This is a genomic window from Pseudomonas sp. No.21 (genome assembly GCF_054558415.1).
Window position 1 is genome coordinate 427077 of the sequence record NZ_BAAJNO010000005.1, and the last position, 22651, is coordinate 449727.

General features: G+C 70.3%; 18 protein-coding genes. 9 read left to right on the forward strand and 9 right to left on the reverse strand.

Going from position 1 to position 22651, the window contains the following annotated elements; genetic code table 11:
- Nucleotides 1-3: 3 nt before the first annotated feature.
- The 4 genes from ACYJSS_RS12905 to ACYJSS_RS12920 all read right to left on the reverse strand — a co-directional run bounded on the left by ACYJSS_RS12905 (nt 4) and on the right by ACYJSS_RS12920 (nt 3331).
- Nucleotides 4-1152 (reverse strand): NAD(P)/FAD-dependent oxidoreductase, encoded by a 1149-nt coding sequence (locus ACYJSS_RS12905; protein ID WP_111259363.1) that lies wholly within the window; start codon nt 1150-1152, stop codon nt 4-6.
- A gap of 71 nt (nt 1153-1223) precedes the next feature.
- Nucleotides 1224-1391 carry a rubredoxin gene (locus tag ACYJSS_RS12910; RefSeq protein WP_111259362.1) on the reverse strand — a complete coding sequence of 56 codons (168 nt, stop codon included), beginning with the start codon at nt 1389-1391 and terminating at the stop codon, nt 1224-1226.
- 93 nt (nt 1392-1484) lie between these two features.
- Entirely contained in the window at nt 1485-2486 is a 1002-nt protein-coding gene (locus tag ACYJSS_RS12915) for a fatty acid desaturase family protein (RefSeq protein WP_236205279.1), read from the reverse strand.
- The gene (locus ACYJSS_RS12920; RefSeq protein WP_236205278.1) at nt 2483-3331 is read right to left on the reverse strand and encodes a sugar phosphate isomerase/epimerase family protein; all 849 of its coding nucleotides are present in this window, start codon (nt 3329-3331) and stop codon (nt 2483-2485) included. The genes ACYJSS_RS12915 and ACYJSS_RS12920 overlap by 4 nt, the downstream gene beginning before the upstream one ends.
- A gap of 202 nt (nt 3332-3533) precedes the next feature.
- Here ACYJSS_RS12920 and ACYJSS_RS12925 point away from each other — a divergent pair, with 202 nt between their 5' ends.
- Nucleotides 3534-3908 carry a helix-turn-helix domain-containing protein gene (locus ACYJSS_RS12925; protein WP_111259360.1) on the forward strand — a complete coding sequence of 125 codons (375 nt, stop codon included), beginning with the start codon at nt 3534-3536 and terminating at the stop codon, nt 3906-3908.
- A gap of 49 nt (nt 3909-3957) precedes the next feature.
- Here ACYJSS_RS12925 and ACYJSS_RS12930 read toward each other — a convergent pair whose 3' ends face one another.
- Nucleotides 3958-4125, reverse strand: a complete 168-nt coding sequence (locus ACYJSS_RS12930; RefSeq protein ID WP_021218867.1) for a rubredoxin — start codon at nt 4123-4125, stop codon at nt 3958-3960.
- A 168-nt stretch (nt 4126-4293) separates the two neighbouring features.
- Here ACYJSS_RS12930 and ACYJSS_RS12935 point away from each other — a divergent pair, with 168 nt between their 5' ends.
- Both ACYJSS_RS12935 and ubiA read left to right on the forward strand, forming a co-directional pair.
- Nucleotides 4294-4848, forward strand: coding sequence for a chorismate--pyruvate lyase family protein (locus ACYJSS_RS12935; protein ID WP_111259359.1), 555 nt, complete (start codon nt 4294-4296; stop codon nt 4846-4848).
- A gap of 27 nt (nt 4849-4875) precedes the next feature.
- Entirely contained in the window at nt 4876-5766 is an 891-nt protein-coding gene (gene ubiA / locus ACYJSS_RS12940) for a 4-hydroxybenzoate octaprenyltransferase (protein ID WP_111259358.1), read from the forward strand.
- 36 nt (nt 5767-5802) lie between these two features.
- Here ubiA and ACYJSS_RS12945 read toward each other — a convergent pair whose 3' ends face one another.
- On the reverse strand, nt 5803-6174 hold the full coding sequence (locus ACYJSS_RS12945; RefSeq protein WP_111259357.1) for a COG4315 family predicted lipoprotein: 372 nt from the start codon (nt 6172-6174) through the stop codon (nt 5803-5805).
- A gap of 267 nt (nt 6175-6441) precedes the next feature.
- On the opposite strand from ACYJSS_RS12945, the gene phoB reads away from it, so the two are divergent.
- The 4 genes from phoB (at nt 6442) to ACYJSS_RS12965 (ending at nt 10947) form a co-directional block, all read left to right on the forward strand.
- On the forward strand, nt 6442-7131 hold the full coding sequence (gene phoB, locus ACYJSS_RS12950) for a phosphate regulon transcriptional regulator PhoB (RefSeq protein ID WP_111259356.1): 690 nt from the start codon (nt 6442-6444) through the stop codon (nt 7129-7131).
- Between the two features lie 24 nt (nt 7132-7155).
- A complete protein-coding gene (phoR, locus tag ACYJSS_RS12955; RefSeq protein ID WP_236205277.1) occupies nt 7156-8460 on the forward strand; it encodes a phosphate regulon sensor histidine kinase PhoR in 1305 nt (434 codons plus the stop codon).
- A 99-nt stretch (nt 8461-8559) separates the two neighbouring features.
- Entirely contained in the window at nt 8560-9900 is a 1341-nt protein-coding gene (locus ACYJSS_RS12960; RefSeq protein ID WP_236205276.1) for a hemolysin family protein, read from the forward strand.
- A 249-nt stretch (nt 9901-10149) separates the two neighbouring features.
- On the forward strand, nt 10150-10947 hold the full coding sequence (locus ACYJSS_RS12965; RefSeq protein WP_158545559.1) for an alpha/beta hydrolase: 798 nt from the start codon (nt 10150-10152) through the stop codon (nt 10945-10947).
- 10 nt (nt 10948-10957) lie between these two features.
- Here the strand turns inward: ACYJSS_RS12965 and recD are convergent, their stop codons facing one another.
- From recD to recC, 3 genes are read right to left on the reverse strand one after another with little or no spacing between them, the layout of a single operon-like run.
- Nucleotides 10958-12808: an exodeoxyribonuclease V subunit alpha gene (recD, locus tag ACYJSS_RS12970; RefSeq protein ID WP_236205275.1), complete on the reverse strand. Its 1851-nt coding sequence runs from the start codon at nt 12806-12808 to the stop codon at nt 10958-10960.
- Nucleotides 12805-16344, reverse strand: a complete 3540-nt coding sequence (gene recB / locus ACYJSS_RS12975; protein ID WP_236205274.1) for an exodeoxyribonuclease V subunit beta — start codon at nt 16342-16344, stop codon at nt 12805-12807. Before recB ends, recD begins: the two co-directional genes overlap by 4 nt.
- Nucleotides 16341-19589: an exodeoxyribonuclease V subunit gamma gene (gene recC / locus ACYJSS_RS12980; RefSeq protein ID WP_236205273.1), complete on the reverse strand. Its 3249-nt coding sequence runs from the start codon at nt 19587-19589 to the stop codon at nt 16341-16343. The genes recB and recC overlap by 4 nt, the downstream gene beginning before the upstream one ends.
- A 264-nt stretch (nt 19590-19853) precedes the next feature.
- On the opposite strand from recC, the gene ACYJSS_RS12985 reads away from it, so the two are divergent.
- On the forward strand, nt 19854-21551 hold the full coding sequence (locus tag ACYJSS_RS12985; RefSeq protein ID WP_111259348.1) for a Na/Pi cotransporter family protein: 1698 nt from the start codon (nt 19854-19856) through the stop codon (nt 21549-21551).
- A gap of 45 nt (nt 21552-21596) precedes the next feature.
- Complete coding sequence (locus ACYJSS_RS12990) at nt 21597-22637, forward strand: AraC family transcriptional regulator (RefSeq protein ID WP_236205272.1); 1041 nt, start codon at nt 21597-21599, stop codon at nt 22635-22637.
- Nucleotides 22638-22651: the final 14 nt, after the last annotated feature.

The window sequence follows — 22651 nt, forward strand, 5'->3', positions numbered from 1 at the left end:
CATTCACGCCAGCAAGGGAGGCAGTTCACGGTTCAGGGCCAGCTTCTCCTGCACTGCCGCGCCGGTCAGCGCGTAGCCCAGCAGACGGCCACCGGTGTCGCGGCACAGGGCCTTGATGTCGGCACCCGCGCCTTCCACGGTCCAGGCGCCTTCCAGGCCACGGGGCGGAGGCGAGACCACCAGCGGGCAGGCAGGCGTCTTCACCGTCACCGGCATCGGCCCGTAGCTGACGGCGGTGGCGTTGCCCGCCAGGGTCTGTGCCAGTGCCCGGGCGCAGGCCATCAGCGGCATCACGTAGAGCAGGTTGATGCCATCCACCTCGGCGCAATCGCCCAGGGCGTAGATGTTGGCGTGGGAGGTCTTCAGGTGACGGTCCACCATCACCCCGCGGTTGACGTCCAGCCCGGCCGCCGCCGCCAGGGCGGTGCGCGGTCGCAGGCCGACCGCCGAGATCACCAGGTCGCAGGCGATGCGGGTGCCGTCCGAAAGGTGCGCATCCAGCCCATCACCGGCGTGGTTGAGGCTGGCCAGCACCGGGCCGAGGTGGAAGCGCACGCCCAGCCCTTCGAGGCCGGCCTGCACCGCTGCGGCCGCCGCCGGGTGCAGCAGGCCGGGCATCACCTGCTCGCAGGGCGCCACCAGCTCCACCTCATAGCCACCCAGGCTCAGGTCGTTGGCGAATTCGCAGCCGATCAGGCCGGCGCCGAGGACCAGCACGCGCTTCTTGCCCGCCGCCGCGTTGCGGAAACGCGCATAGTCCTCGAGGTCGTTGATCGGGAACACCGCGTCCCCGGCGTCGCCCTCCACCGGCACGCGGATGACCTCGGCGCCCCAGGCCAGCACCAGGTCGCGGTACTCCACCGCCTCCTCGCCTATCCACAGGCGGCGGTGGCCCGGGTCGATACCGGTGATGCGGGTGTGGGTGCGGATCTCGGCCTTCAGCTGATCGGCCATGGCGCCGGCTTCGGCCATCGCCAGGCCGTCGGCGTCCTTGTTCTTGCCGAAGCCGGTGGACAGCATCGGCTTGGAGTAGGAGCGACCATCGTCGGCGCTGATCAGCAACAGCGGCGTCTCGCCGTCCAGCTTGCGGAACTCCTTGGCCAGGTTGTAGCCGGCCAGGCCGGTCCCGACGATCACCACGGGTGCACTCATCTCTCACTCCTCAGCTGCAAAACGACGCGACGGCCCGGGGGCCGTCGCTGAATATCGGGGGATGTCGCGGATCAGGCGATCTCGATCATCTCGAAGTCGATCTTGCCCACGCCACAGTCGGGGCAGACCCAGTCCGGCGGGATGTCTTCCCAGCGCGTGCCCGGGGCGATGCCCTCGTCCGGCAGGCCCAGGGCCTCGTCATAGATGAAGCCGCAAACCACGCATTGCCACTTGCGCATGAGCACCTCCTCCAGGCGAAAAACGTTGAGACCCTACTCCAATTGCCAACCCCTCGCCAAGGCTTGGCGCGGCCCGCCCGACGGAGGTTGGGCTCAGATCGCGGTGAGGAACGACACCCCATAGACACCGATGAACCCGGGGCCTTCGCGGTGGGGCTGGCCCGCCACCTGGTCGCCCTGGTCGAGGTTCAGCACCCGCTCCACGCGATACCGATGCAGATTGGCAAGCAACCGGCGCGCCGGCAGCACCGGCTCGTCCTGCACGCCATACAGCTCGCGGTGCAACGCCGGCAGGCGGTACCAGGGCAGGGTCGGCTTCTCGTGGTGGGCGTTGTGGTAGCCGAAGTTGAGCACCAGCAGATTGAGCAACGGCGAATGGCCGAACGGGTTGGAGAAGGTGTTGCGCTGCTCATAGGCCGCATCGGGCCGCGCGCCGGCCGGCTGGTCCAGGCCGACCACCACCTCGTAGGTGTGCTGGTGCATGTCCATCAGGCGCATCACCCAGAGGAACAGCAGGTAGGCCAGGCCGTAGCCCAGCAGCGCCGGCCAGGCCAGCAGGCCCAGGGCGGCGAAGGCGGTTCCGCGCAGCACCAGCCAGCCCAGCACGCGACGACGACGGGCGCGATAGCCCTCGACCAGGAAGGGGCTGGCGATCACCGAGGCATGCATCAGCAGCTCCACCGCCGGTACATGCAGCCACTCCAGCGCCTGCACCGCGCGCAACAGGGCGGGCCGCGCCAGGAGCAGGGCACGGTAGTCGAAAGCGACCACGTCGGCGCGGTCGACGTGATGGCGCATGTGCTTGCGCCGGAGCCCGTCGTAGTCCCCGTAGCAGCCACCCACCAGCACGCTGAGCAGACTGCCCAGGCGCGCATTCCATTCACGCTGGAGGAACACCGCCTGGTGCGCACAGTCGTGGATCAGGTAGGCACCGATGACCATCCCGTGGGCCAGCGCCAACACCCCCAGGGGCCAGCTCCAGGGTTCGGCCAGCACCATCAGCGCCAGGCCGCCGCCCCAGGCAGCGACGGCATAGAGGGTCGCGAGCAGGGTCGGCCACAGGCCGTCGTCATGGCGCAGGCGGGGCAGTTTCATGCATCACCTCCGATCCAGCGGCGGAAGTGCTCGCGCTCGGTGTCGCCCATCCAGCGGTTCACCTGCCACAGGTCCGCCACCGGCTGGTCGGTGAAGGGCAGGGTGTGCAGGTAGCGATCGGGGCCGAACTCCGGCGTCATGCTGCTCAGGCTGGCGCCACGTCGCCGCTGGGCACGCCATACCGCCTCCCAGAAGCGCTGGTGGAACGCCAGGCAGTCGGCGTACTCCGGTGCGGCCGGGTGCGGCACCTGCGGCCCCTGTGGATAACCCACCCGTCCGTGCACGTGCCGGACCTGTTCGGCCACCGCCAGCAGCAGGTCCCAGTCGTCGTCCAGCAAGCGCTCGGCGACCACCACCCAGTGGCTGATGTCCGCCGTCAGGCGCAGGTCCGGCAGTTGCCGCAGCAGCGTCTCGGTGACCCAGGGATTGAACATCGAGCGCCCGCGATGGGTTTCGAAGCTCAAGGGCACGCCCAGCTCCGCCTCCAGCTCCAGGGCGGCGGCGAAGAAATCGCGCTGCACCGCCAGCGGCCAGGCATCGCAGCCGGCGATCACGTTGCACAGCAAGGGCCCCAGCGGCCGGGCGGTCCGCACCTGGCGCCGCAGGTCCGCCAGGTGCTCGGCGGGCGTCGCATGGCGATCGGGTACATAGCTGCCACCGGTGCAGATCTCGGCGATGAAAGGCAGTCCGTGATCGCTCAGCACCTGGCCCAACGCATCACGGGACTCGGGCGCTTCCGGCACCGCCGCTTCGAGGCCGTCGAAGCCGGCCTCCAGCGCCAGGCGGGCCGCCTCGTCGGGCGCTCCGTGGAAACCCCACAGGGTCTTGAATAACTTAAACTGCATCGCATTCTCCACGCCCGGGATGGGCCGATGGGGAGGCGAGAGCAACGACCGTGCCAGCCAGGTGGCAAGCGGACAAAGCCGTTGTTTTAAATGCAGATTTGCACATTAATAAACCAACGGCCGGCCCGCGCCCCTGCACGAAGACCGTGCAAGAGCATGCAAATCTGCACCATGAACACCACATCCGAGGAAGCCTCGATCCATGACCCGCCGCCACAGCCAGAGCAATCGCCGCGCCGTCGCCCAGGCGATCATCCACATGGACGAAAGCTGGATCGCCCTGTTCGCCGACCTCGGCCTGGGCGACCTCTGCTACAGCGACCTGTTCACCCACATGTGGCTGCGCCGCGACCAGCAGCTGCGCAAGACCGACCTCTACGCCTGCATGCCCAGCATCAGCCGGCGCACCGCGGTGAAATACGTGCAGCAACTGATCGACCAGGGCCTGCTGGAGGAAACCGGTTCGGATGAAGACAGGCGGGTGCGCCAGGTGGCCCTGACCGAGCCGGTGATCGAGCGCCTGGAGCGCTTCTACGACCAGGCCTGCGAACACTTCGCGGCACTGGCCAGGGGCTGAAGCGAAAGGGATACGGGCCCGCCGCCTTGCACGGGGGCCCGGGGGTGGATCAGCCGATCTCGATCATCTCGAAGTCCAGCTTGCCGACGCCGCAATCGGGGCACAGCCAGTCGGCCGGCACGTCTTCCCAGCGGGTGCCCGGCGCGATGCCGTCGTCCGGCCAGCCCTGGGATTCGTCATAGATCAGACCACAGACCACGCATTGCCACTTTTTCATTATCGTCCTCGGCGGAACTCACGGTTTGGCGCGCAACCTATACCAAACGCGCCACAGCGCCAAGACGCCGGGCGACGGGATGAAGAGCGCCTGCGGCAACCCGCCACCCCACGAAAGGCCCCTGGCACCGTGCTAAACTCCCGCGCCGCCCAGACCGCCAGGACCATCGTGCCAGACGCCGCCCTCGCCCATCCGCCCCGCTGGCTCAGCGCCACGCAACTGCACCCCGCACCCGCCGCCGGCCTGCGTGACTGGCTGTTCGACCAGGGCTCGCTGACCCGTCGCCTCACCGCCCTCTCCGCCGACGCCTTCAGCGTCACCCCGCTGGTCGAGGGCTGGCAGGTGCTGCGCAACGACGAATGCGTCGCCCTCGGCGTGCCGGGCGGCAGCCAGGGCTGGGTCCGCGAGGTCTACCTGCGCGGCCATGGCGAAGCCTGGGTATTCGCCCGCAGCGTGGCGGCGCGCAGTGCGCTGGAAGGCTCCGGCCTCGCCCTCGGCGAGCTGGGCAGCCGCTCCCTCGGCGAGTTGCTGTTCAGCGACCGCGCCTTCGCCCGCGGCCCCATCGAAGTCACCCGTTATCCCGCCGCCTGGCTGCCGGCAGAGGTGCGCGCGGAGCGCCTATGGGGGCGCCGGTCCTGTTTCCGCCGGGGTGAACTGGCGGTGCTGGTGGCCGAGATATTCCTGCCGACCCTGTGGCAGCAGGCCGGTATCGAGCCCGTATAATCCGCCCACGCCCAGCGGAGACCGCCGATGTACCTCAAGCTCCTGCAATCGCTCAACCGCCTGCACCCCCGCGCCTGGGACTTCGTCCAGCTGACGCGCATGGACAAGCCCATCGGCATCTACCTGCTGCTCTGGCCGACGCTCTGGGCGCTGTGGGTCGCAGGCCAGGGCCGCCCGAGCCTGAAGAACGTCCTGGTGTTCGTCCTCGGCGTGGTGCTGATGCGTGCCGCCGGCTGCGTCATCAATGACTACGCCGACCGCAACTTCGATGGCCACGTCTCCCGCACCCGGGCACGGCCCCTGGCCAGCGGCGCGATCAAGCCGCGCGAGGCGCTGGTGTTCTTCGCCGTGCTGGTGGCGCTCAGCTTCGGCCTGGTGCTGCTGACCAACGCCACCACCATCTGGCTGTCCTTCGGCGGCCTGGCCCTGGCCGCCTGCTACCCCTTCATGAAGCGCTACACCTTCTACCCCCAGGTGGTGCTCGGCGCGGCCTTCTCCTGGGGCATGCCCATGGCCTTCACCGCCGAGACCGGCGAGCTGCCGGCGGCGGCCTGGTTGCTGTACATCGCCAACCTGCTCTGGACGGTGGCCTACGACACCTACTACGCCATGACCGACCGCGAGGACGACCTGAAGATCGGCGTCAAATCGACCGCCATCCTCTTCGGCGACGCCGACCGCCTCATCATCGCCACCCTGCAGGGCCTGGCGCTGCTGTGCCTGTTGCTGGCCGGCAGCCGCTTCGAACTGGGCCTGTGCTTCCACCTCGGCCTGCTCGGCGCCGCCGCCTGTTTCGCCTGGGAGTCCTGGAGCACGCGCACGCGGGATCCGCAGGCCTGCTTCAAGGCCTTCCTGCACAACCACTGGGCGGGAATGGCGATCTTCATTGGCCTGGTGGCCGACTACGCGCTGCGCTGAACCCGCGCAGCGCGGACTTCGAGGTGAACAGCAGGCTCAGGGCTTGGCCACGTGCCAGACCTGCATCTTGCCGTCCCCGGTCCTGTCACCGGCCTTCTTGTCCATGACGAAGGTGTACAGCGGCTTGCCGTCATAGGCCCACTGGCTGGTACCGTCGTCACGCTCGACCAGGCTCCACTTGCCCTCGGCCTTGGCGCCGGCCTCGGCCATCAGCGGTGGCCAGTTCTTCGCGCATTCGCCGCTGCAGTGGGACATGCCCATGGCGTCCTTGTCGAAGGTGTAGAGGGTCATGCCCTGGTGGTCGACCAGCATGCCGTCCTTCTCCATCGCCGGCTCCGCCGCCAGCAACGGCCAGGACAGCAGGGCGCCGGCCAGCAGGGCCAGGATCTGTGGATAGGTTCTGCTCATCACGTTTCTCCTCGGGAGGGATCACCTCGGCCCGGCCACTCCCCGGCCCCACTTCAAGGGGGTACGGCAGGCAGCCGGCCCCTCGGGAGGGCCGCGCCGGTCCGGCTCCGGCATTGCGCCGGTGGCCCGCTGAGCATAGTCGAGGGTGCGCCGCCGCCCGTCGACGGGCGGCAGGGCCCGGTGGCAACATCCGGGTGTCATATAGCTGCAATAATTCCGTTATCTAATGCGCGCAAACCAGCTGAACAAGCGACCCGAGGCGGATACATGGTTGGCAAGAACATCCTGATAGTCGACGACGAAGCGCCCATCCGCGAAATGATCGCGGTGGCCCTGGAAATGGCCGGCTACGAGTGCCTGGAAGCGGAGAACACCCAGCAGGCGCACGCCATCATCGTCGACCGCAAACCCGACCTGATCCTTCTCGACTGGATGCTCCCCGGCACCTCCGGCATCGAGCTGGCCCGCCGCCTGAAGCGCGACGAACTGACCGGCGACATCCCGATCATCATGCTCACCGCCAAGGGTGAGGAGGACAACAAGATCCAGGGCCTGGAGGTCGGCGCCGACGACTACATCACCAAGCCCTTCTCGCCCCGCGAGCTGGTGGCCCGCCTCAAGGCCGTGCTGCGCCGCGCCGGCCCCACCGACAGCGAAGCGCCGATCGAGATCGGCGGCCTGCTGCTGGACCCCATCAGCCACCGCGTCACCATCGACGGCAAGCCCGCCGAGATGGGCCCGACCGAGTACCGCCTGCTGCAATTCTTCATGACCCACCAGGAGCGCGCCTACACCCGTGGCCAGCTGCTGGACCAGGTCTGGGGCGGCAACGTCTACGTCGAGGAGCGCACCGTGGACGTGCACATCCGCCGCCTGCGCAAGGCCCTGGGCGATGCCTACGAAAACCTGGTGCAGACCGTGCGCGGCACCGGTTATCGTTTTTCCACCAAAGGCTGATCCCACCGAACAAGGAAGCGATCGTTGAACCAGGACTGGCGTCGCGCCGTAATCCGCCGTTTGCTCCTCCTCCTCGTCGCCTGCCTGCTCGGCGGATTCATCACCGGTGAGTACGGCTGGGCGCTGGCCGTCGGCCTCGGTGCCTACCTCGGCTGGACCCTCAGCCAGCTCCTGCGCCTGCACAAATGGCTCAAGGAACACAAACCCGACGAGCCGCCGCCGGACGGCTACGGCCTGTGGGGCGAAGTGTTCGACAGCATCTACCACCTGCAACGCCGCGACCAGCGCGTGCGCGGGCGCCTTCAGGCGGTGATCGACCGCGTGCAGGAATCCACCGCCGCCCTCAAGGACGCCGTGGTGATGCTCGACAGCGAGGGCAACCTCGACTGGTGGAACCGCGCCGCCGAGAACCTGCTGGGCCTCAAGACCCCCCAGGACAGCGGCCAGCCGGTGACCAACCTGATCCGCCACCCGCGCTTCAAGGAATACTTCGAGCAGGAAAACTACCGCGAGTCCCTCGACCTGCCCTCGCCGGTCAACGACCGCCTGCGCCTGCAGTTCCACATCACCCAGTACGGCAACCGCGAGCACCTGATGCTGGTGCGCGACGTCACCCGCATCCACCAGCTGGAACAGATGCGCAAGGACTTCGTCGCCAACGTCTCCCACGAGCTGCGCACCCCGCTGACCGTGATCGCCGGCTACCTGGAAACCCTTCTGGATAACGTCGAGGACGTGAACCCGCGCTGGGCCCGCGCCCTGCAACAGATGAACTCGCAGGCCGGGCGCATGCAAAACCTGCTCAACGACCTGCTGCTGCTGGCCAAGCTCGAAGCCACCGACTACCCCTCGGACAACCAGCCCATCGCCGTCGACACCCTGCTGCAGAGCATCCGCAACGATGCCATCGCCCTGTCCGGCAGCCGCCAGCACAGGATCACCCTGGAAGCCGACGCCGACTGCAGGCTGCGCGGCAGCGAGGCCGAGCTGCGCAGCGCCTTCTCCAACCTGGTGTTCAACGCGGTCAAGTACACCCCCGACGGTGGCGACGTGCGCATCCGCTGGTGGAGCGACGAGCAGGGCGCGCACCTGGCCGTGCAGGACTCCGGCATCGGCATCGAGGGCAAGCACCTGCCGCGCCTGACCGAGCGCTTCTACCGGGTCGACTCCAGCCGCGCCAGCAACACCGGCGGCACCGGCCTGGGCCTGGCCATCGTCAAGCACGTGCTGATCCGCCACCGTGGCCGCCTGGACATCAGCTCCGTGCTCAACCACGGCAGCACCTTCACCTGCCACTTCCCGCCCAGCCAGGTCGCGCCGCGCGCTTGAGCGCGCCACGCGGCACCGGGCCCGGACAGGGCCCGGCGTCTTGCAAACTGCGGTTCCAGCCCTCACCCTTAGCCGATCATTCGCTGACCAAAGCCCCCAATGGACCCGTCCCCCGCTAGTTCACTGTCTTCCTATTTCGCCGACTTCGGCCTCGTCCTGTTCGCCCTGTTCCTCGTCGTGCTCAACGGTTTCTTCGTGGCCGCCGAGTTCGCCATGGTCAAGCTGCGCGCCACCCGCGTCCAAGCCATCGCCGACAAGCACGGCTGGCGCGGCAGCATCCTGCGCACCGTGCACAACCAGCTGGACGCCTACCTCTCGGCCTGCCAGCTGGGCATCACCCTCGCCTCGCTCGGCCTCGGCTGGGTCGGCGAGCCGGCCTTCGCCCACCTGCTCGGCCCGGTGCTCAGCGCGGTCGGCATCGAGTCGGAGAAACTGGCCCACGGCATCTCCTTCTTCACCGCCTTCTTCATCATTTCCTACCTGCACATCGTGGTCGGCGAGCTGGCGCCCAAGTCCTGGGCCATCCGCAAACCCGAGCTGCTGTCGCTGTGGACGGCAGCGCCGCTGTACCTCTTCTACTGGCTGATGTACCCGGCCATCTGGCTGCTCAACGCCAGCGCCAACGCCATCCTGCGCATCGCCGGGCAAGGCGAGCCCGGCCCGCACCACGAGCACCACTACAGCCGCGACGAGCTCAAGCTGATCCTCCACTCCAGCCGTGCCCGCGACCCCAGCGACCAGGACATGCGCGTGCTCGCCTCCGCCGTCGAGATGGGCGAGCTGGAAGTGGTCGACTGGGCCAACTCCCGCGAGGACCTGATCTACCTGGAGCATGACGCGCCGCTGGCCGACATCCTCAGCGTGATCCGTCGCCACAAATACAGCCGCTACCCGGTGCACAACGCCCAGACCGGCGAGTTCATCGGCGTGCTGCACATCAAGGACCTGCTCCTGGCCCTCTCCGCGCTCGACAGCCTGCCCGAGTCCTTCGACCTGGCCGAACTGACCCGCCCGGTGGAGCGCGTGACCAAGCACATGCCGCTGTCGCGCCTCTTGGAACAGTTCCGCCAGGGCGGCGCGCACTTCGCCCTGGTCGAGGAAGCCGACGGCAAGGTGGTCGGCTTCCTGACCATGGAAGACGTGCTCGAAGTGCTGGTCGGCGACATCCAGGACGAACACCGTAAGACCGAACGCGGCATCCTCGCCTACCAGCCCGGCAAGCTGCTGGTGCGCGGCGACACCCCGCTGTTCAAGGTCGAGCGCCTGCTGGGCATCGACCTCGACCACGTCGAGGCGGACACCCTCGCCGGCCTGATCTACGAAACCCTCAACCGCGTCCCCGAGGAAGAGGAAGTGCTGGAGACCGAAGGCCTGCGCATCATCGTCAAGAAGATGAAGGGCCCGAAGATCGTCCTCGCCAAGGTGGTCAGCATCGGCTGATCCGCCACCCGCGACAAAAAACGGGGCCCACGGGCCCCGTTCTCGTTCCCGCCTCCCTTCCCTGATCTAGAGTTCACCTGCACCCGCCGTTTCGCTTGCGCCTGGCCCCGAGCCCGGTGCTGGCGTGCGATGCCGTCGGCCGCCCGTGCTGAACCCCCATCAACGCTGCGGTGTGCCACGGGTTCCGGTCATGACGGCTCATCGCCGCGCCGCCACCGGCCCCTCGCCGCAAGGAACGCGGAGTCACTCATGATCATCATCAGTTCGCGCAAGGACTTCTCCAATCCCGACCAGCTCTCCGAAACCGGCCACCTCATACGCGAGGTGGACCTGGCCAACGACACGGTCACGGCGGTGCTGGACTTCAAGGACCTGCTGCACCTGGTCAAGGGCAAGCGCCTGCTCCTGCTGGTGCACGGCTACAACAACGAGCAGTACGAGGTGTTCGACTCCTACCAGGTGATCGAGCAGCAGGCCATGGTCCACCTCGCCAACGCCTACGACATGGTGCTCGGCTACTCCTGGCCCGGCGGCGACCAGAAGCTCGACTGGTGGCAGGCGAAGAAGCGCGCCAACGCCGTGGCGCGGATGTTCCGCTTCCTCCTGGACAACCTCTCCGGGAACGCCGGCGCCGTGGACGTGATGTCCCACAGCCTCGGCGCACGGGTCACCCTCAAGGCCCTCAAGGGCTCGCCCGGGCGCATCGTGCGCAACTACTTCTGCACCGCGCCGGCGGTGGACAACGAATGCTTCGAGAGCGACGAGGAGTTCGCCGACGCCATCCCCTCCTGCGAGCGGGTGTACATCTTCCACTCCTCGCGGGACGAGGTGCTGCGCTTCGCCTACGCCTCCTCCGAGCAGGACCTGGCCCTGGGTCTCTACGGCCCCGAGGACAAGACCTATATCGAGGTGGCCACCCGCACGGTGTTCGTCGCCAACTGCAAGAAGGTGGTCTCCAACCATGGCGGCTACAAGCGCGCGGGGGCGGTGTACGCCTACATCCAGGCCAGCTTCGCCGGTGGCCTGCAGCGCTTCGTCACCCTGTGAGGGAGGCCCGCTAGAACAGGTCCAGCTGCCCACCCGCCGGGGGCGCGGGTGGTGCGGCGGGTGGCGGCGCCATGACGGGTGCCGGCTCCGCGCTGGCCAGGCGCGCGGCCAACCCGGCCGCCCGCTCGGCACGGGTGCTCACCGCCTCGGCCAGGCGCTGCGGCAGGCCCCAGATCTCCACGCGCTGCTTGGCGCGGGTGATGCCGGTGTAGAACAGCGAGCGGCTGAGCAGCGGGCTCGGCTGCTCCGGCAGCGCCAGCAGCACCTCGCGGAACTCCGAGCCCTGGCTCTTGTGCACCGTCATGGCGAAGGCGCTGTCGTGGCTGGGCAGGCGCGCCGGGGCGAAGGGCCGGTGACCGCCTTCCCCCTCGAAGAACACCCGCAGGCCGTGGGGCGTGGGCAGGCAGATACCGATGTCGCCATTGAACAGGCCCAGGGCGTAGTCGTTCTGCCGCACCATCACCGCGCGCCCCGGGTACCAGCGCTCGCGGCTGGCGATGCCCAGGCGCCGCTTGATCCGCGCCTCCAGCGCCTCGTTGATGCCATTGACGCCCCAGGGCCCCTCGCGCTGGGCGGTGAGGGCGCGGAAGTCGGCGAAGGCGGCGAAGGCAGCCTGCGCATCCCCGGTGCGCGCGGCGACGATGAAGGGCGCGTAGCCGGCGTCCAGGCGTTCCAGCAGCGGGCCCTGCAACGGGCCGGGGTTCCAGCCGAGATCGGGGCGCGCCTCACGCAGCAGCTCCAGGGTGCCCCGCGCGTCGCCCGCGTTGATGCGCCGCGCCAGCTCGCCGATGCCGCTGTCGCCGGCGAAGCGGTGGCTGTGGGTCAGCAGCACCACGGCGTCGCCCAGGCGCGAACGCGGCTGCTCCACCGGCACACGCTGGCCGGTGATGCGCTCCAGATCGGCGCTGGCGGTGGCATCCAGGCCACGGCCTTCACACAGCTCGGCGAACACCGCGCCGGCCTCCACCGCCGAGAGCTGGTCCTTGTCGCCCAGCAGCACCAGGCGCGCGCCGGGGGGCAGGGCGTCGAGCAGCTTGGCCATCAGCGCCAGGTCCACCATCGAGGCCTCGTCCACCACCAGCACGTCCAGGGGCAGGGGGTTGTCGGCGTGGTGGCGCACCTGCGGGCTGTCGCCACGGCTGCCCAGCAGGCGGTGCAGGGTGCGCGCCTCCTCCGGCAGCAGGGCCTTGATGGCGTCCTCCACCGGCAGCTCGGCCTTGGCATTGCGGATGGCCTCGGCCATGCGCGCGGCGGCCTTGCCGGTGGGCGCGGCGAGGCCGATGGCCAGGCGCTCGCCACCAGGCTGCTCGAGCAGCGCAGCGAGCAGGCGCACCACGGTGGTGGTCTTGCCGGTGCCGGGGCCGCCGGAGATCACCGCCAGGTTGCGCCGCACCGCCTGGGCGGCGGCCAGGCGCTGCCAGTCCGGCTGCTGGGTGTTGCGGGCGAACAGCCGCGCCAGGGATTCCGCCAGGCGCGCCTCGTCCACCGGCGGGCGGGCGCCGGCCATGGCCAGCAGGCTGGCGGCCAGGCGCGTCTCGTAGGCGTGGTAGCGGCTGAGGTAGAGGCGTTCGCCGTCCAGGGTCAATGGCGCATAACCGCCGGGCTCCGCCACCAGGGGGGAAGCACGCAGGGCGGCGAGCCAGGTGGGCAGGGCCGGCAGGTCGAGCCCGGCGGCGCCTTCGTCGAACACCCGCTGCCCGGCCAGGCGCGCCAGGGGCAGGCACACGTCGCCATTGGCCAGGGCCTGGCAGCACAGCGCGGCGGCGGCGGTGACCGCCTCGCCGGCATCCGGGTCGAGGCGCAGCAGGCTCTCGGCGAAGAAGCGCTCCAGCGGGCCCAGGGGCCATTCGGCGAGCGTCATGGGCGGCCCTCCTCGAACAGGCGGTCCAGGGCGTCGAGCAGCGCGTCGTCGGGGCGGTGGAAGTACACGCCGGCCTCCGGCATGCCACGCAGGAACAGGTAGTAGGCGCCGCCCAGCCCCTCGCTGGCGAAACCGTCCAGGCGCAGGCGCAGGAAGCGTCGCAGCGCCACCAGGTAGATCAGGTACTGCAGGTGGTAGTGCTCGGCGGCGATGGCCTGCTCCAGGCGTTCGCCGCCGTAGTAGCTGGCGTCCGGGCCGAGCCAGTTGGATTTGTAGTCGGCGATGTACCAGCGCCCCTGGTGCTCGAAGGTCAGGTCGATGAAGCCCTTCATGAAACCGTTCAACTGATCGAATTCCAGGCGCTCGGCGGCCAGGCGCATGGGCTCCGGCAGGCCGTGGGCGGGGTCGGCCAGCACCGCGCGCAGGCCCTGGATATCCAGCTGCGCCACGGGGAAGGTGAAGCCCAGCTCCGGCAGGCGCCGGCGCGGTTCGAGGGCGGCCAGGCTCAGGCCCTGGCCGTCGAGGTCGGCATCCAGCACCTTGCGCAGCTGCTCGATGGCGATCGCCGCCCAGTCCTCGGGCAGGCCGTGGCCCAGCAGGTGCAGCGGCACCAGGTCCTCCAGCTCGCCCTCACCGCGCACCCAGTCTTCGAGGATGGCGTGCAGGCAGGTGCCGGCACGGGCGCCCCGGGGGAAGCCGTAGAAGCCGGCCCCCGGGTCGGTGGCCGGGGGCACGAAGAAGGCGTCGCGGTCCGGCGCTTCCATGTGCATGCCGGCGGCCAGGCCGGAGAAGCTGCCCACCCGCCAGGCGCTGTGCAGGCCGCGTTGCAGGTGCGACAGGGCGGCGGGTGGCGCGGCGCGGGTCTCGCCCTGGGCGCTGGCCTCGGCGTCGCGACAGGCCACCAGGGCGATGGTGCCTGCGCTGGCATCGGCCAGGCCCTGCAGCTCCCGGCGCAGGCCGGCGCCATCCAGCGCGGCGAGGTGGCCGGCCAGTTCGCCGAGCAACGCCTCGCCGGGCAGCTCACGGCCGTGCAGCAGCCAGGCGAGGGCGCTGCTGTGCAGCCCGTCCTCGGGCAGCTCGCCGTCCTTCTTCGCCCTGGGCAGGGCCACCGGCCCCCAGTGCAGCCACAGGCGGTCACGGGCACGGGTCAGCGCCACGTAGGCCAGGCGCAGGCGCTCGGCGAAGCGCTCGCGGCGGGCGCGCTCGCGGTTGTCGTCGTAGTCGGCGCCACCCAGGTCCAGCAATGGGGTGCCGTCCTCGGCATGGCAGGTGATGTCCTCGTCGCGGCGCAGCAGCGCGCCGTCCCAGAGGTAGGGGCAGAACACCAGCGGGTATTCCAGGCCCTTGCTGGTGTGCACGGTGACGATCTGCACCCGCTCGGCATCGCTTTCCAGGCGCAGCAGGGCGTCGTCGCCATGGCTCTCGGCCGCGCGCTGGGCGTTGAACCAGGCCAGCAGCGGTTCCAGGCCGGGGCGCTGGAGGCTCTCGGCCTGCAGCAGCTCGGCCAGGTGCAGGAGATTGGTCAGGCGGCGCTCGCCATCGGGCAGGGCGATCAGCCGTTCGGCCACGCGCTGCTCGTCGAGCCAGGCGCGGAAGGCGCGCATGAAGCCCTGCTGCTGCCAGAACTGGTGGTAGCGCTCGGCGTCCTCGCGCTCCTGGTCCCAGGCGTGCTCGTCGTCCTGGCAGCGGGCCAGGGCCTGGGCGTCGCGGCCCAGCAGGCGGGTGGCCAGGGCATAGCGCAGCACGCCCTCGCGGCCGGGCTCGGCATAGGCGGCGAGCACCGCGGCCAGCTCCTCGGCCTCGGCGCTGTGCCAGACGCTGTCGCGCCCCCGGCGCACGCTGGGCACGCCACGCACGGCCAGTTGCTCGGCCACCTCGCCCGCCTGGCGGTGGCTGGCCACCAGCACGGCGATGTCGCCGCCGCGCAGGGGCGTGCGCACGCCGGCCTCGTCGAAATAGGCCTCGCCCCGGCCACTGGCGGCCAGCAGGGCGGCGATGCGCCGCGCGGTGTCGATGGCCACGGCATTGCCGGCCTCGCCCTTGCCCAGGGGATCGTCGCCCAGCCACACCAGCTCCAGCGGCGCCCCCGCCTCGGGCAGCACCAGCTGGGCGCGGGCCTTGTCGCTGGCACCCACGGGCGGATAGGCCAGGCCCGGCTCGGCGAAGGGCAGCGGCCGGTCGAATACCCGGTTGAGCGCGGCGATCAGCGCAGGCACCGAGCGGTGGTTGGTGTTCAGGCTGTATTGCCGCGCGGCTTCGTCACGGGCCTTGAGGTAGGTGGCCAGGTCGGCGCCACGGAAGGCGTAGATCGCCTGCTTGGGGTCGCCGACGAAGCACAGGTCGCCGCCCTCGGCACCCCCTGGGTAGATGCGCCGGAAGATGGCGTACTGCACCGGGTCGGTGTCCTGGAATTCGTCGATCAGCGCCACCGGGTAGCGTTCGCGCAGGGCGGCGGCCAGCGCCTCGCCGGCAGGGCCTTGCAGCGACTGGTCGAGGCGGTTGAGCAGGTCGTCGAAGGCCAGCATGCGCTGCGCCGCCTTGCGCGCCGGCAGCTCGCGGTTGAGGGTGTCGAGCAGGCGCACCTGCAGATCGATCAGCCGCGCCTCACCGGCGGGCCTGGCCTCTTCCAATGCCTCGAAAAGGCCCTGCAACGCCGAGCAGAGGGCGTGCTCGGGCAGCTCGAAACCCTTCTTGCAGGCCTTGAGCAGCGCCTCGCGGCCGAGCTTTTCCAGCCCCGTGGGCGCGGCGAACAGCGCGGCGGGGTCGGCGAAATAGGCATCCAGCTCGCCCTGCCAGAGGGCGAACTTGGCGGCGTCGTAGCTGCGCTTGTTGAGCCCGTCGAAGGCGGCCAGGTCCGCCAGGCAGGCCGGCGCATCGCGCAGCCAGATGTCCCGGGCGTGGGCCCAGGCCTCGCTGGCCGCGCCCAGGTCGCCGAGCTCGCCGTCGCGCGGTTCGATGCGCAGGTAGGGCTTGCCCAGGTGCGAGCGCAGGCGCTGGCGCAGCGACTGGGGGGTGATGCGCTTCTGTGCGAGGAAACGCGCCCAGGCGGGCTCGGCTGCCGCCAGCTCGGTGCGCCAGAGGTCGGCGAGCAGGCCGTCGAGCACCTCGCGGTCGTCCGCCGTCAGCTCGCTGTCGAAATCGCCACCGGCTTCGAACGCCGCGTCCTGCAGGGCGCGCTGGCAGAAGCCGTGGATGGTGAAGATGGCCGCCTCGTCGAAGCCATGCACCGCCAGCAGCAGGCGCCGATGGGCGTCCTCGCCCGGGTACTGCGCATGCAGCCCGGCCAGCACCGGGTCGGGTGCCTCCGCGCCTTCATAGACGGCGAGCAGCGCCGCCAGCCGCGCACGGATGCGCTCGCGCAGCTCGGCCGTGGCGGCGGTGGTGTAGGTGACCACCAGGATCTGCCCCACGCCCAGCCGCCGCTCCAGCAACAGCCGCGCGTAGAGCGCGGTCAGGGTCCAGGTCTTGCCGGTGCCGGCGCTGGCCTCGATCAGGCTGCGCCCGGTGAAGGGATCGTTGAGCAGGTCGAGGCTCATGCGTCGTCCTCCTCGTCATCTGCCAGGGCGTCCAGCGCCGGGCCGAGGAGGGTTTCGGCGAGGCGTTCGAAGCGTTCGTCCAGGGGGTCGCGGTCGCGGAAGGCGAGGGCGTACCAGGGGTCGCGGGATTCGCCCACGGGACCGAAGTCGATGCCGTCCCAGGCGATGCGCGCCTTGCTGCGGGCGGCGTCGAGAGGCTCCTTACGCCCGGGCTTGCGCCAGCCGGAGGCGAAGCCGTGGCTGGCCTTGGTCAGCAGCGGCAGGGGTTCGCACAGGGCTTCACGGTAGGCATGCAGCCAGGGCTCCAGCAACGCGGCGGCATTGGCCAGGGGGCCGGCCTGCCAGTCGCCGGCGGGCGAGAGCAGGCGGCTTTCACGGGCGATGCCGGGGGTGGCCGAAAGGTTGAGCAGCAGGTGGCGTAGCCAGAAGGGTGCCAGCTCCCATTCGCCGAGGCGGTTGAGGCGCCAGCCGAACAGGCCGTCCTCGGTGACGCCGTCCAGCCAGCCGTGGATGCGCACGCCGGCCAGGCTGATGTCCACCAGCAGCGGCTGCGGGGCGCTGTCCGGGCGCGCTTCGAACAGGCGCGGGGCGAAGGCGCGTACCGGGCCGCGCAGCTGGCCCCAGAGCGCATGGCCCAGCTCGCCGGTGGGCAGCCAGCCGGCGGCGCGGGCGATACGGCGTTCGTCCAGCTCCGACCAGCCGCGCTCCACCGCGTCCAGGGCCAACTGGCGCAGGCCGCGCCAGGCGGGGCCTTCCAGGGCGAAGGGCTCGTCGCTGGCCAGCGCCTCCTCTGCTTCGGCCAGGCGCAGGCCCAGGCGCTGTTCGAGGAGGAAGCGCGCCGGGTGGCGGAAGCACTGGATGAGTTGCGCAGGTTCGAGGGTCAGCCAGTCGGCGTCGGGCTCGGGCAACGGCAGGGCGAAGGGCGCGTCCGGCTCCCGGGGCACCTCCGCCAGGCGCTGGGCCGCGCGGAACCAGGGGGCGGAGAAGCCGGCGTGGCGGCCGCCGGCGAAGTTGCCGGAAGCGAAGGGCTGCAGCGGATGGCTGATCAGCACCTGCTCGCTGGCCTTGGCATCGCCTGCGGTGGCGGTGAGGTCGATGGTCTCCAGCAGTTCGCTGATCAGCACCGAGGGCGGCAGGTGCGCGTTGTCGCGCGGGTCGCGGCCCACGTAGCTGAGGTAGAGGCCGTCGCGCGCCGACTGCAGGGTTTCCAGCAGCAGGTAGCGGTCGTCGAGGCGGCGCGCACGGTCGCCCCGGCGCGGCTTGCGGGTGATCAGGTCGAAGCCGGCGGCCGGGGTGCGCCGGGGGAAGGCGCCGTCGTCCAGGCCGAGCAGGCACACCAGGCGGAACGGCAGGCTGCGCATCGGCACCATGGTGCAGAAGGTCACCGCACCGGTGAGGAAGCCCGAGGCGCCGCTGCCGGCATCCAGCGCGGCCACCAGTTGCTGGCGCACCAGGCTCATGTCGATGGGCCGCTCGATGCCCGCCGCCTCGGCCTGCTTGCGCAGGTCGCCGCAGGCCTGGGACAGCAGCAGCAGGGTTTCGCCGGCCTCGCGTTCGTCGAACAGCTGGTCGATCAGGCCCTGCAGGGTCTCGGCCCAGTCCGCCAGCGGGCGCGGGCGGGCCAGGTCGTCGGCGAGATGACCCAGGCGCTGGATGAAACCGGCCAGGCGCCCGAGCAACTGGGCGCGGGCGCCTTCCAGTGCGTCCAGCGGCCAGCTGTCGCCCAGCAGGGGCGGGGCATCGCCGGCCAGTCGCGGCGGCGCGGCGAAGCCCAGCACCAGGCGCTCCAGGCCCTGGCGCCAGCTGAAGGCGTCCTCTTCCGGCAAACCCAGGCGCGCGCGGTGGCGGCCGTCACGGCCCCAGCGCACACCGGCCTCGCGCAGCCAGTCGCGCACCAGCGGCAGGTCCTCGGCCTCGATTCCGGCGCGCACGGCCAGGGCCGGCTGCTCCAGCCAGCCGAGCAGTTCCTCGGCGGCGAAGCGGCTCTGGGCCAGGTCGAGCAGGGCGAGGAAGGCTTCCACCAGCGGCAGCTCGGCGCGCAGGCTGCGGTCGGCGAGGCTGAAGGGGATGCGCGGCACGCCTTCGCGCGGGGCGAACACCGCCTCGATGTAGGGGGCGTAGCGCTCGATGTCGGGGGTCAGCACCACCACCTGGTCGGGGGTCAGCCCGGGGTCGGCGGCGAAGCGCGCCAACAGCTGGTCGTGCAGCACCTCCACCTCGCGCAGGGGCGAATGGCAGACGTGCACTTCCAGTGAACGGTCGCCCGCGCGCAGGGCCATGCGCTCGTCGGCGCGGCGGGTGCGCAGGCGCAGGATGTCGTTCTGGATGGCGCGCAGCAGGCTGCTGTCGGCCAGGTCCTGGTCTTCGGCGTAGATGCCGATCTCCTGGCCACCGAGGGTGAAGAGGGCGTCGAAGAAGTCCCGCCCCTGCTTGCCCAGGCTGGCCAGCAACGGGTGGCCGACGTCGAGGTACCAGTCGTCGATGCCGGGCTCCGGCAGGGCGGCCAGCTCGCGGATGTCGCGGATGTCGCCCCAGGCCTCGCGGCAGGGGTTGAGGGCGAAGAGGATGACCTCGCAATGCCGCGCCAGCCCCTCCAGTACGCGCATGTGGTGCGGCGGCAGGCTGCTGATGCCGAAGACGATGAGCCGCTCCGGCAGGCCCTCGATGGGCGCGTCGTCGTGCAGCCGGGCCAGCAGGTCGCCGAGCAGGCGCGCACGGTGCGGGTGGCCGTCGGCGGTCAGCTCGCGCCAGAGCAGCGCCTGCCATTGCTCGTCGGCGCCAAGGCCGAGCAGCTCGCCACGCTCCCAGGCGGCCAGCCAGTCGTCGCGGTACAGCAGGTACTGGTCGAGCACGTCGGCGATGCGCGCCGCCAGGGTCAGGCGGCGGCGCTCGTCGCCGCCGTCCAGGTACTGCGCCAGGCGCGGGGTGCGTTCGAGGTTGGCGGGCTCGCACAGCCAGTCGTAGAGGCGCCAGGACAGGGTCACCGGGTTGAACGCCGACTGCGGCGGCAGCGCGCCCAGGGCCTGGCGGGTGAGGTCCCAGATGAAGCGCGCGGGCAGCTGGATGTCGAGCTGCATGGCGATGCCCTCGCGCCGCGCCAGTTGCAGCGTCAGCCAGCGCCCCATGCCCTGGCTGGGAACCACCACGCGGGACGGCGCCAACGGGTCGCGCTGGGGCTGCACGAGCAAGGTGCAGGCCAGCTCGCCGAGGCTTTCCAGGTCATTGGCGTGGTAGAGGTTGAGCATCGGAAGATCGCGTCCGCAGGGATGCCACAGGTTATCAGTTCACCGAGGCTACCGGCATCGCGCGACAGGATCCGTCGCCCGCGCTCGACGGAGCGCGGAGGGCCTTTAGCGACTTAACTGACGGGTAGAAAAGGTGATCGACAGGGGCGAACGGGACGCTGGCCGGCAAGTCAGAACATGACGGATATGTTACAAACCCGCCCCCCCCCAACCGTCGCTCCACCTCCAGGAGCGGCTCACGTCGTTACCGTCAGGAGGGAACCGATGCTGACATTGCTCAACCTGCTCTCCGCCGTCGCCCTGCTCGTCTGGGGCACCAACATCGTGCGCACCGGCATCCTCCGGGTCTACGGCAGCGACCTGCGCCGCTGGCTCAGCCACAGCATGAAGCGCGCGCCCCTGGCCTTCGCCGCCGGCATCGGCGTCACCGCCCTGGTGCAGAGCAGCAACGCCACCGCGCTGCTGGTCACCTCCTTCGTCGCCCAGGGCTTGATGGGCCTGTCCTCGGGATTGGCGATCATGCTCGGCGCCGACGTCGGGACCGCGCTGATGGCGCGCGTGCTGACCTTCGACCTGTCATGGCTGTCGCCGCTGCTGATCTTCTTCGGGGTGATCTTCTTCCTCTCGCGCAAGCAGACCCGCCTCGGCCAGCTCGGCCGCGTGGCCATCGGCCTGGGGCTGATCATCCTCGCGCTGCAGCTGATCGTCGCCGCCGCCGAACCGATCACCACCGCCAAGGGCGTGAAGGTGCTGTTCTCCTCGCTCACGGGCGATGTGATGCTGGACGCCCTGACCGGCGCGCTGTTCGCCATGGTCACCTATTCCAGCCTGGCGGCCGTGCTGCTCAGCGCGACCCTGGCCGCGGCCAAGGTGATCCCGCTCAAGGTCGCGCTGTGCCTGGTGATCGGCGCCAACGTCGGCAGCGGCATCCTCGCCATGATCAGCGCCACCTCGCAGAACGCCGCCGGCCGCCGGGTCGCGCTCGGCAGCCTGCTGTTCAAGCTGGTCGGCTGCGCCCTGGTGCTGCCGGTGGTGGGGCCGGCGGCGGAGTGGCTGGACACCTGGGCCTTCTCCACCGCCGAGCTGGTGATCGCCTTCCACGTCCTCTACAACAGCGTGCGCTGCCTCCTGCTGCTGCCGCTGACGCCCTACATGGCGCGCTTCTGCGACTGGCTGCTGCCGGACCGCGAGCAGCCCAGCGACGTGGCCAAGCCACGCCACCTGGACAAGAGCGCCCTGGACACGCCGAGCCTGGCCCTGGCCAACGCCGTGCGCGAGACCCTGCGCCTGGGCGACATCGTCGAGCAGATGCTGAACAACCTGCTGAAGCTGATGCGTGGTGGCGATCCGTTGCTGGGCAAGGAGATCCACCGCCTCGACGACGACATCGACGCCCTCTACACCGCCATCAAGCTGTACCTGGCGCGCATGCCCCGCGAGGACCTGAGCGAACGCGACAGCCGGCGCTGGGCCGAGATCATCGAGCTGACCATCAACCTGGAGCAGGCCGGCGACCTGATCGAGCGCATGGTCGGCGACGTGCAGCACAAGAAGACCTCGCAGCAGCGCTCCTTCTCCGAGGCGGGCCTGGCGGACATCGCCGAGCTGCACAACCAGCTGGTCAACAACCTGCGCCTGAGCCTCTCGGTGTTCCTCAACGGCGACCTGGAGAACGCCAAGCGCCTGCGCCGCGCCAAGCAGCGCTTCCGCATCCTCGAGCGGCGCCTGTCCCATGCCCACGTGGAGCGCCTGCACCAGCAGGTGGTGCAGAGCATCGAGACCAGCGCCCTGCACCTGGGCCTGATCAGCGACATGAAGCGCCTCAACTCGCTGTTCTGCGCCATCTCCTACGCGGTGCTGGACAACCCCGACGCACCGGCGGTGGCATTGGAAGACGGGGGCGTCGAGCCGCTGGTCGAGGACGATGTGGACTATCAGCCGGATGTCGGCTCCCATCGCTGAACACGGCCCTTCCTGAGTCACGGCGGCTTGGGCAGAATCCATCCCATGAGCCCAACCGCCGCATCACCCGACCAGGCCTCGGTCAGCGCCAGCCTCACCCAGGCCATCCTCCACGCCGCCGAAAGCCTCGGCCTGCCGCGTGCCGAGCTGCTGGCCGCCAGCGGCCTGGGTGATGCCCAGTTGGGTGACCCTGACGCGCGCATCCCCTTCCCGGCCCAGGAAGCGCTGTGGAGCGCCATCGAATCACGCCTTGCCCACCCCGAGCCCGGCCTGGTGCTGGGCCAGGCGCTCGCGCCCGGCCAGTTCAGCGTGCTCGGCTACCTGCTGCAGAGCAGCCCGACCCTGGGCGACGCCCTGGAAGCCGAATTGCGCTACCAGCGCCTGGTGGGCGAGGGCGGCACCCTGGCGGTGGAGATCCGAGGCGACCAGCTCTGGACCCTGTACCGTCCGTTGCACCCGCACGTGCCCGCCACCCGCACGCGGGTGCTGGCGCTGATGGCCTTCTGGATGCGCCTGATGCAACCGCTGCTGGATGACTTCCGCCTGCTGCGTGCCTGCTTCATCCATTCGCGGCCCGAAAGCCTGGCCGCCTACGAGGACTGCTTCGCCTGCGCGCTGGAGTTCGACGCCACCGACTACGCCCTGGTGCTGCCGCTGAAGCTGCGGGGCGCCGCCCTGCGCCAGGCCAACCCACCACTCCAGGCATTGCTGCGCCAGCACGCCGAAGCCCTGCTCGCGCGCCTGCCCAGCGAAGGCCTGCGCGCCCGCGTGGTGGCGCTGCTGAGCGCCCAGCTGGCCCACGGCGAACCCGACCGCAGCGCCCTCGCCGCCAGCCTCGGCCTCAGCGAACGGACCCTGCAACGGCGCCTCGCCGAAGAGGGCAGCAGCTACCAGCAACTGCTCGGCGACACCCGCCTGCAGCTGGCCGAACGCCACCTGCAGGAAGGCAACCTGCCCATCGCCGAGATCGCCGTGCTGCTGGGCTACTCCGAGCCCAGCGTGTTCTTCCGCGCCTTCCGGCAGTGGACCGGCAAGACCCCCGGTGAATATCGCCAGCAACTGGCGAGGCGCCCGGCCGCGACCTAGGGGGCGCCGTGCGC

What these genes read in the sequence shown, in the direction of transcription:
- ACYJSS_RS12905 (WP_111259363.1), bottom strand. Translation starts at nt 1,152, where the DNA reads ATGAGTGCACCCGTGGTGATCGTCGGGACCGGCCTGGCCGGCTACAAC.
- ACYJSS_RS12910 (WP_111259362.1), bottom strand. Translation starts at nt 1,391, where the DNA reads ATGCGCAAGTGGCAATGCGTGGTTTGCGGCTTCATCTATGACGAGGCC.
- ACYJSS_RS12915 (WP_236205279.1), bottom strand. Translation starts at nt 2,486, where the DNA reads ATGAAACTGCCCCGCCTGCGCCATGACGACGGCCTGTGGCCGACCCTG.
- ACYJSS_RS12920 (WP_236205278.1), bottom strand. Translation starts at nt 3,331, where the DNA reads ATGCAGTTTAAGTTATTCAAGACCCTGTGGGGTTTCCACGGAGCGCCC.
- ACYJSS_RS12925 (WP_111259360.1), top strand. Translation starts at nt 3,534, where the DNA reads ATGACCCGCCGCCACAGCCAGAGCAATCGCCGCGCCGTCGCCCAGGCG.
- ACYJSS_RS12930 (WP_021218867.1), bottom strand. Translation starts at nt 4,125, where the DNA reads ATGAAAAAGTGGCAATGCGTGGTCTGTGGTCTGATCTATGACGAATCC.
- ubiA (WP_111259358.1), top strand. Translation starts at nt 4,876, where the DNA reads ATGTACCTCAAGCTCCTGCAATCGCTCAACCGCCTGCACCCCCGCGCC.
- ACYJSS_RS12945 (WP_111259357.1), bottom strand. Translation starts at nt 6,174, where the DNA reads ATGAGCAGAACCTATCCACAGATCCTGGCCCTGCTGGCCGGCGCCCTG.
- phoB (WP_111259356.1), top strand. Translation starts at nt 6,442, where the DNA reads ATGGTTGGCAAGAACATCCTGATAGTCGACGACGAAGCGCCCATCCGC.
- ACYJSS_RS12960 (WP_236205276.1), top strand. Translation starts at nt 8,560, where the DNA reads ATGGACCCGTCCCCCGCTAGTTCACTGTCTTCCTATTTCGCCGACTTC.
- ACYJSS_RS12965 (WP_158545559.1), top strand. Translation starts at nt 10,150, where the DNA reads ATGATCATCATCAGTTCGCGCAAGGACTTCTCCAATCCCGACCAGCTC.
- recD (WP_236205275.1), bottom strand. Translation starts at nt 12,808, where the DNA reads ATGACGCTCGCCGAATGGCCCCTGGGCCCGCTGGAGCGCTTCTTCGCC.
- recB (WP_236205274.1), bottom strand. Translation starts at nt 16,344, where the DNA reads ATGAGCCTCGACCTGCTCAACGATCCCTTCACCGGGCGCAGCCTGATC.
- recC (WP_236205273.1), bottom strand. Translation starts at nt 19,589, where the DNA reads ATGCTCAACCTCTACCACGCCAATGACCTGGAAAGCCTCGGCGAGCTG.
- ACYJSS_RS12985 (WP_111259348.1), top strand. Translation starts at nt 19,854, where the DNA reads ATGCTGACATTGCTCAACCTGCTCTCCGCCGTCGCCCTGCTCGTCTGG.
- ACYJSS_RS12990 (WP_236205272.1), top strand. Translation starts at nt 21,597, where the DNA reads ATGAGCCCAACCGCCGCATCACCCGACCAGGCCTCGGTCAGCGCCAGC.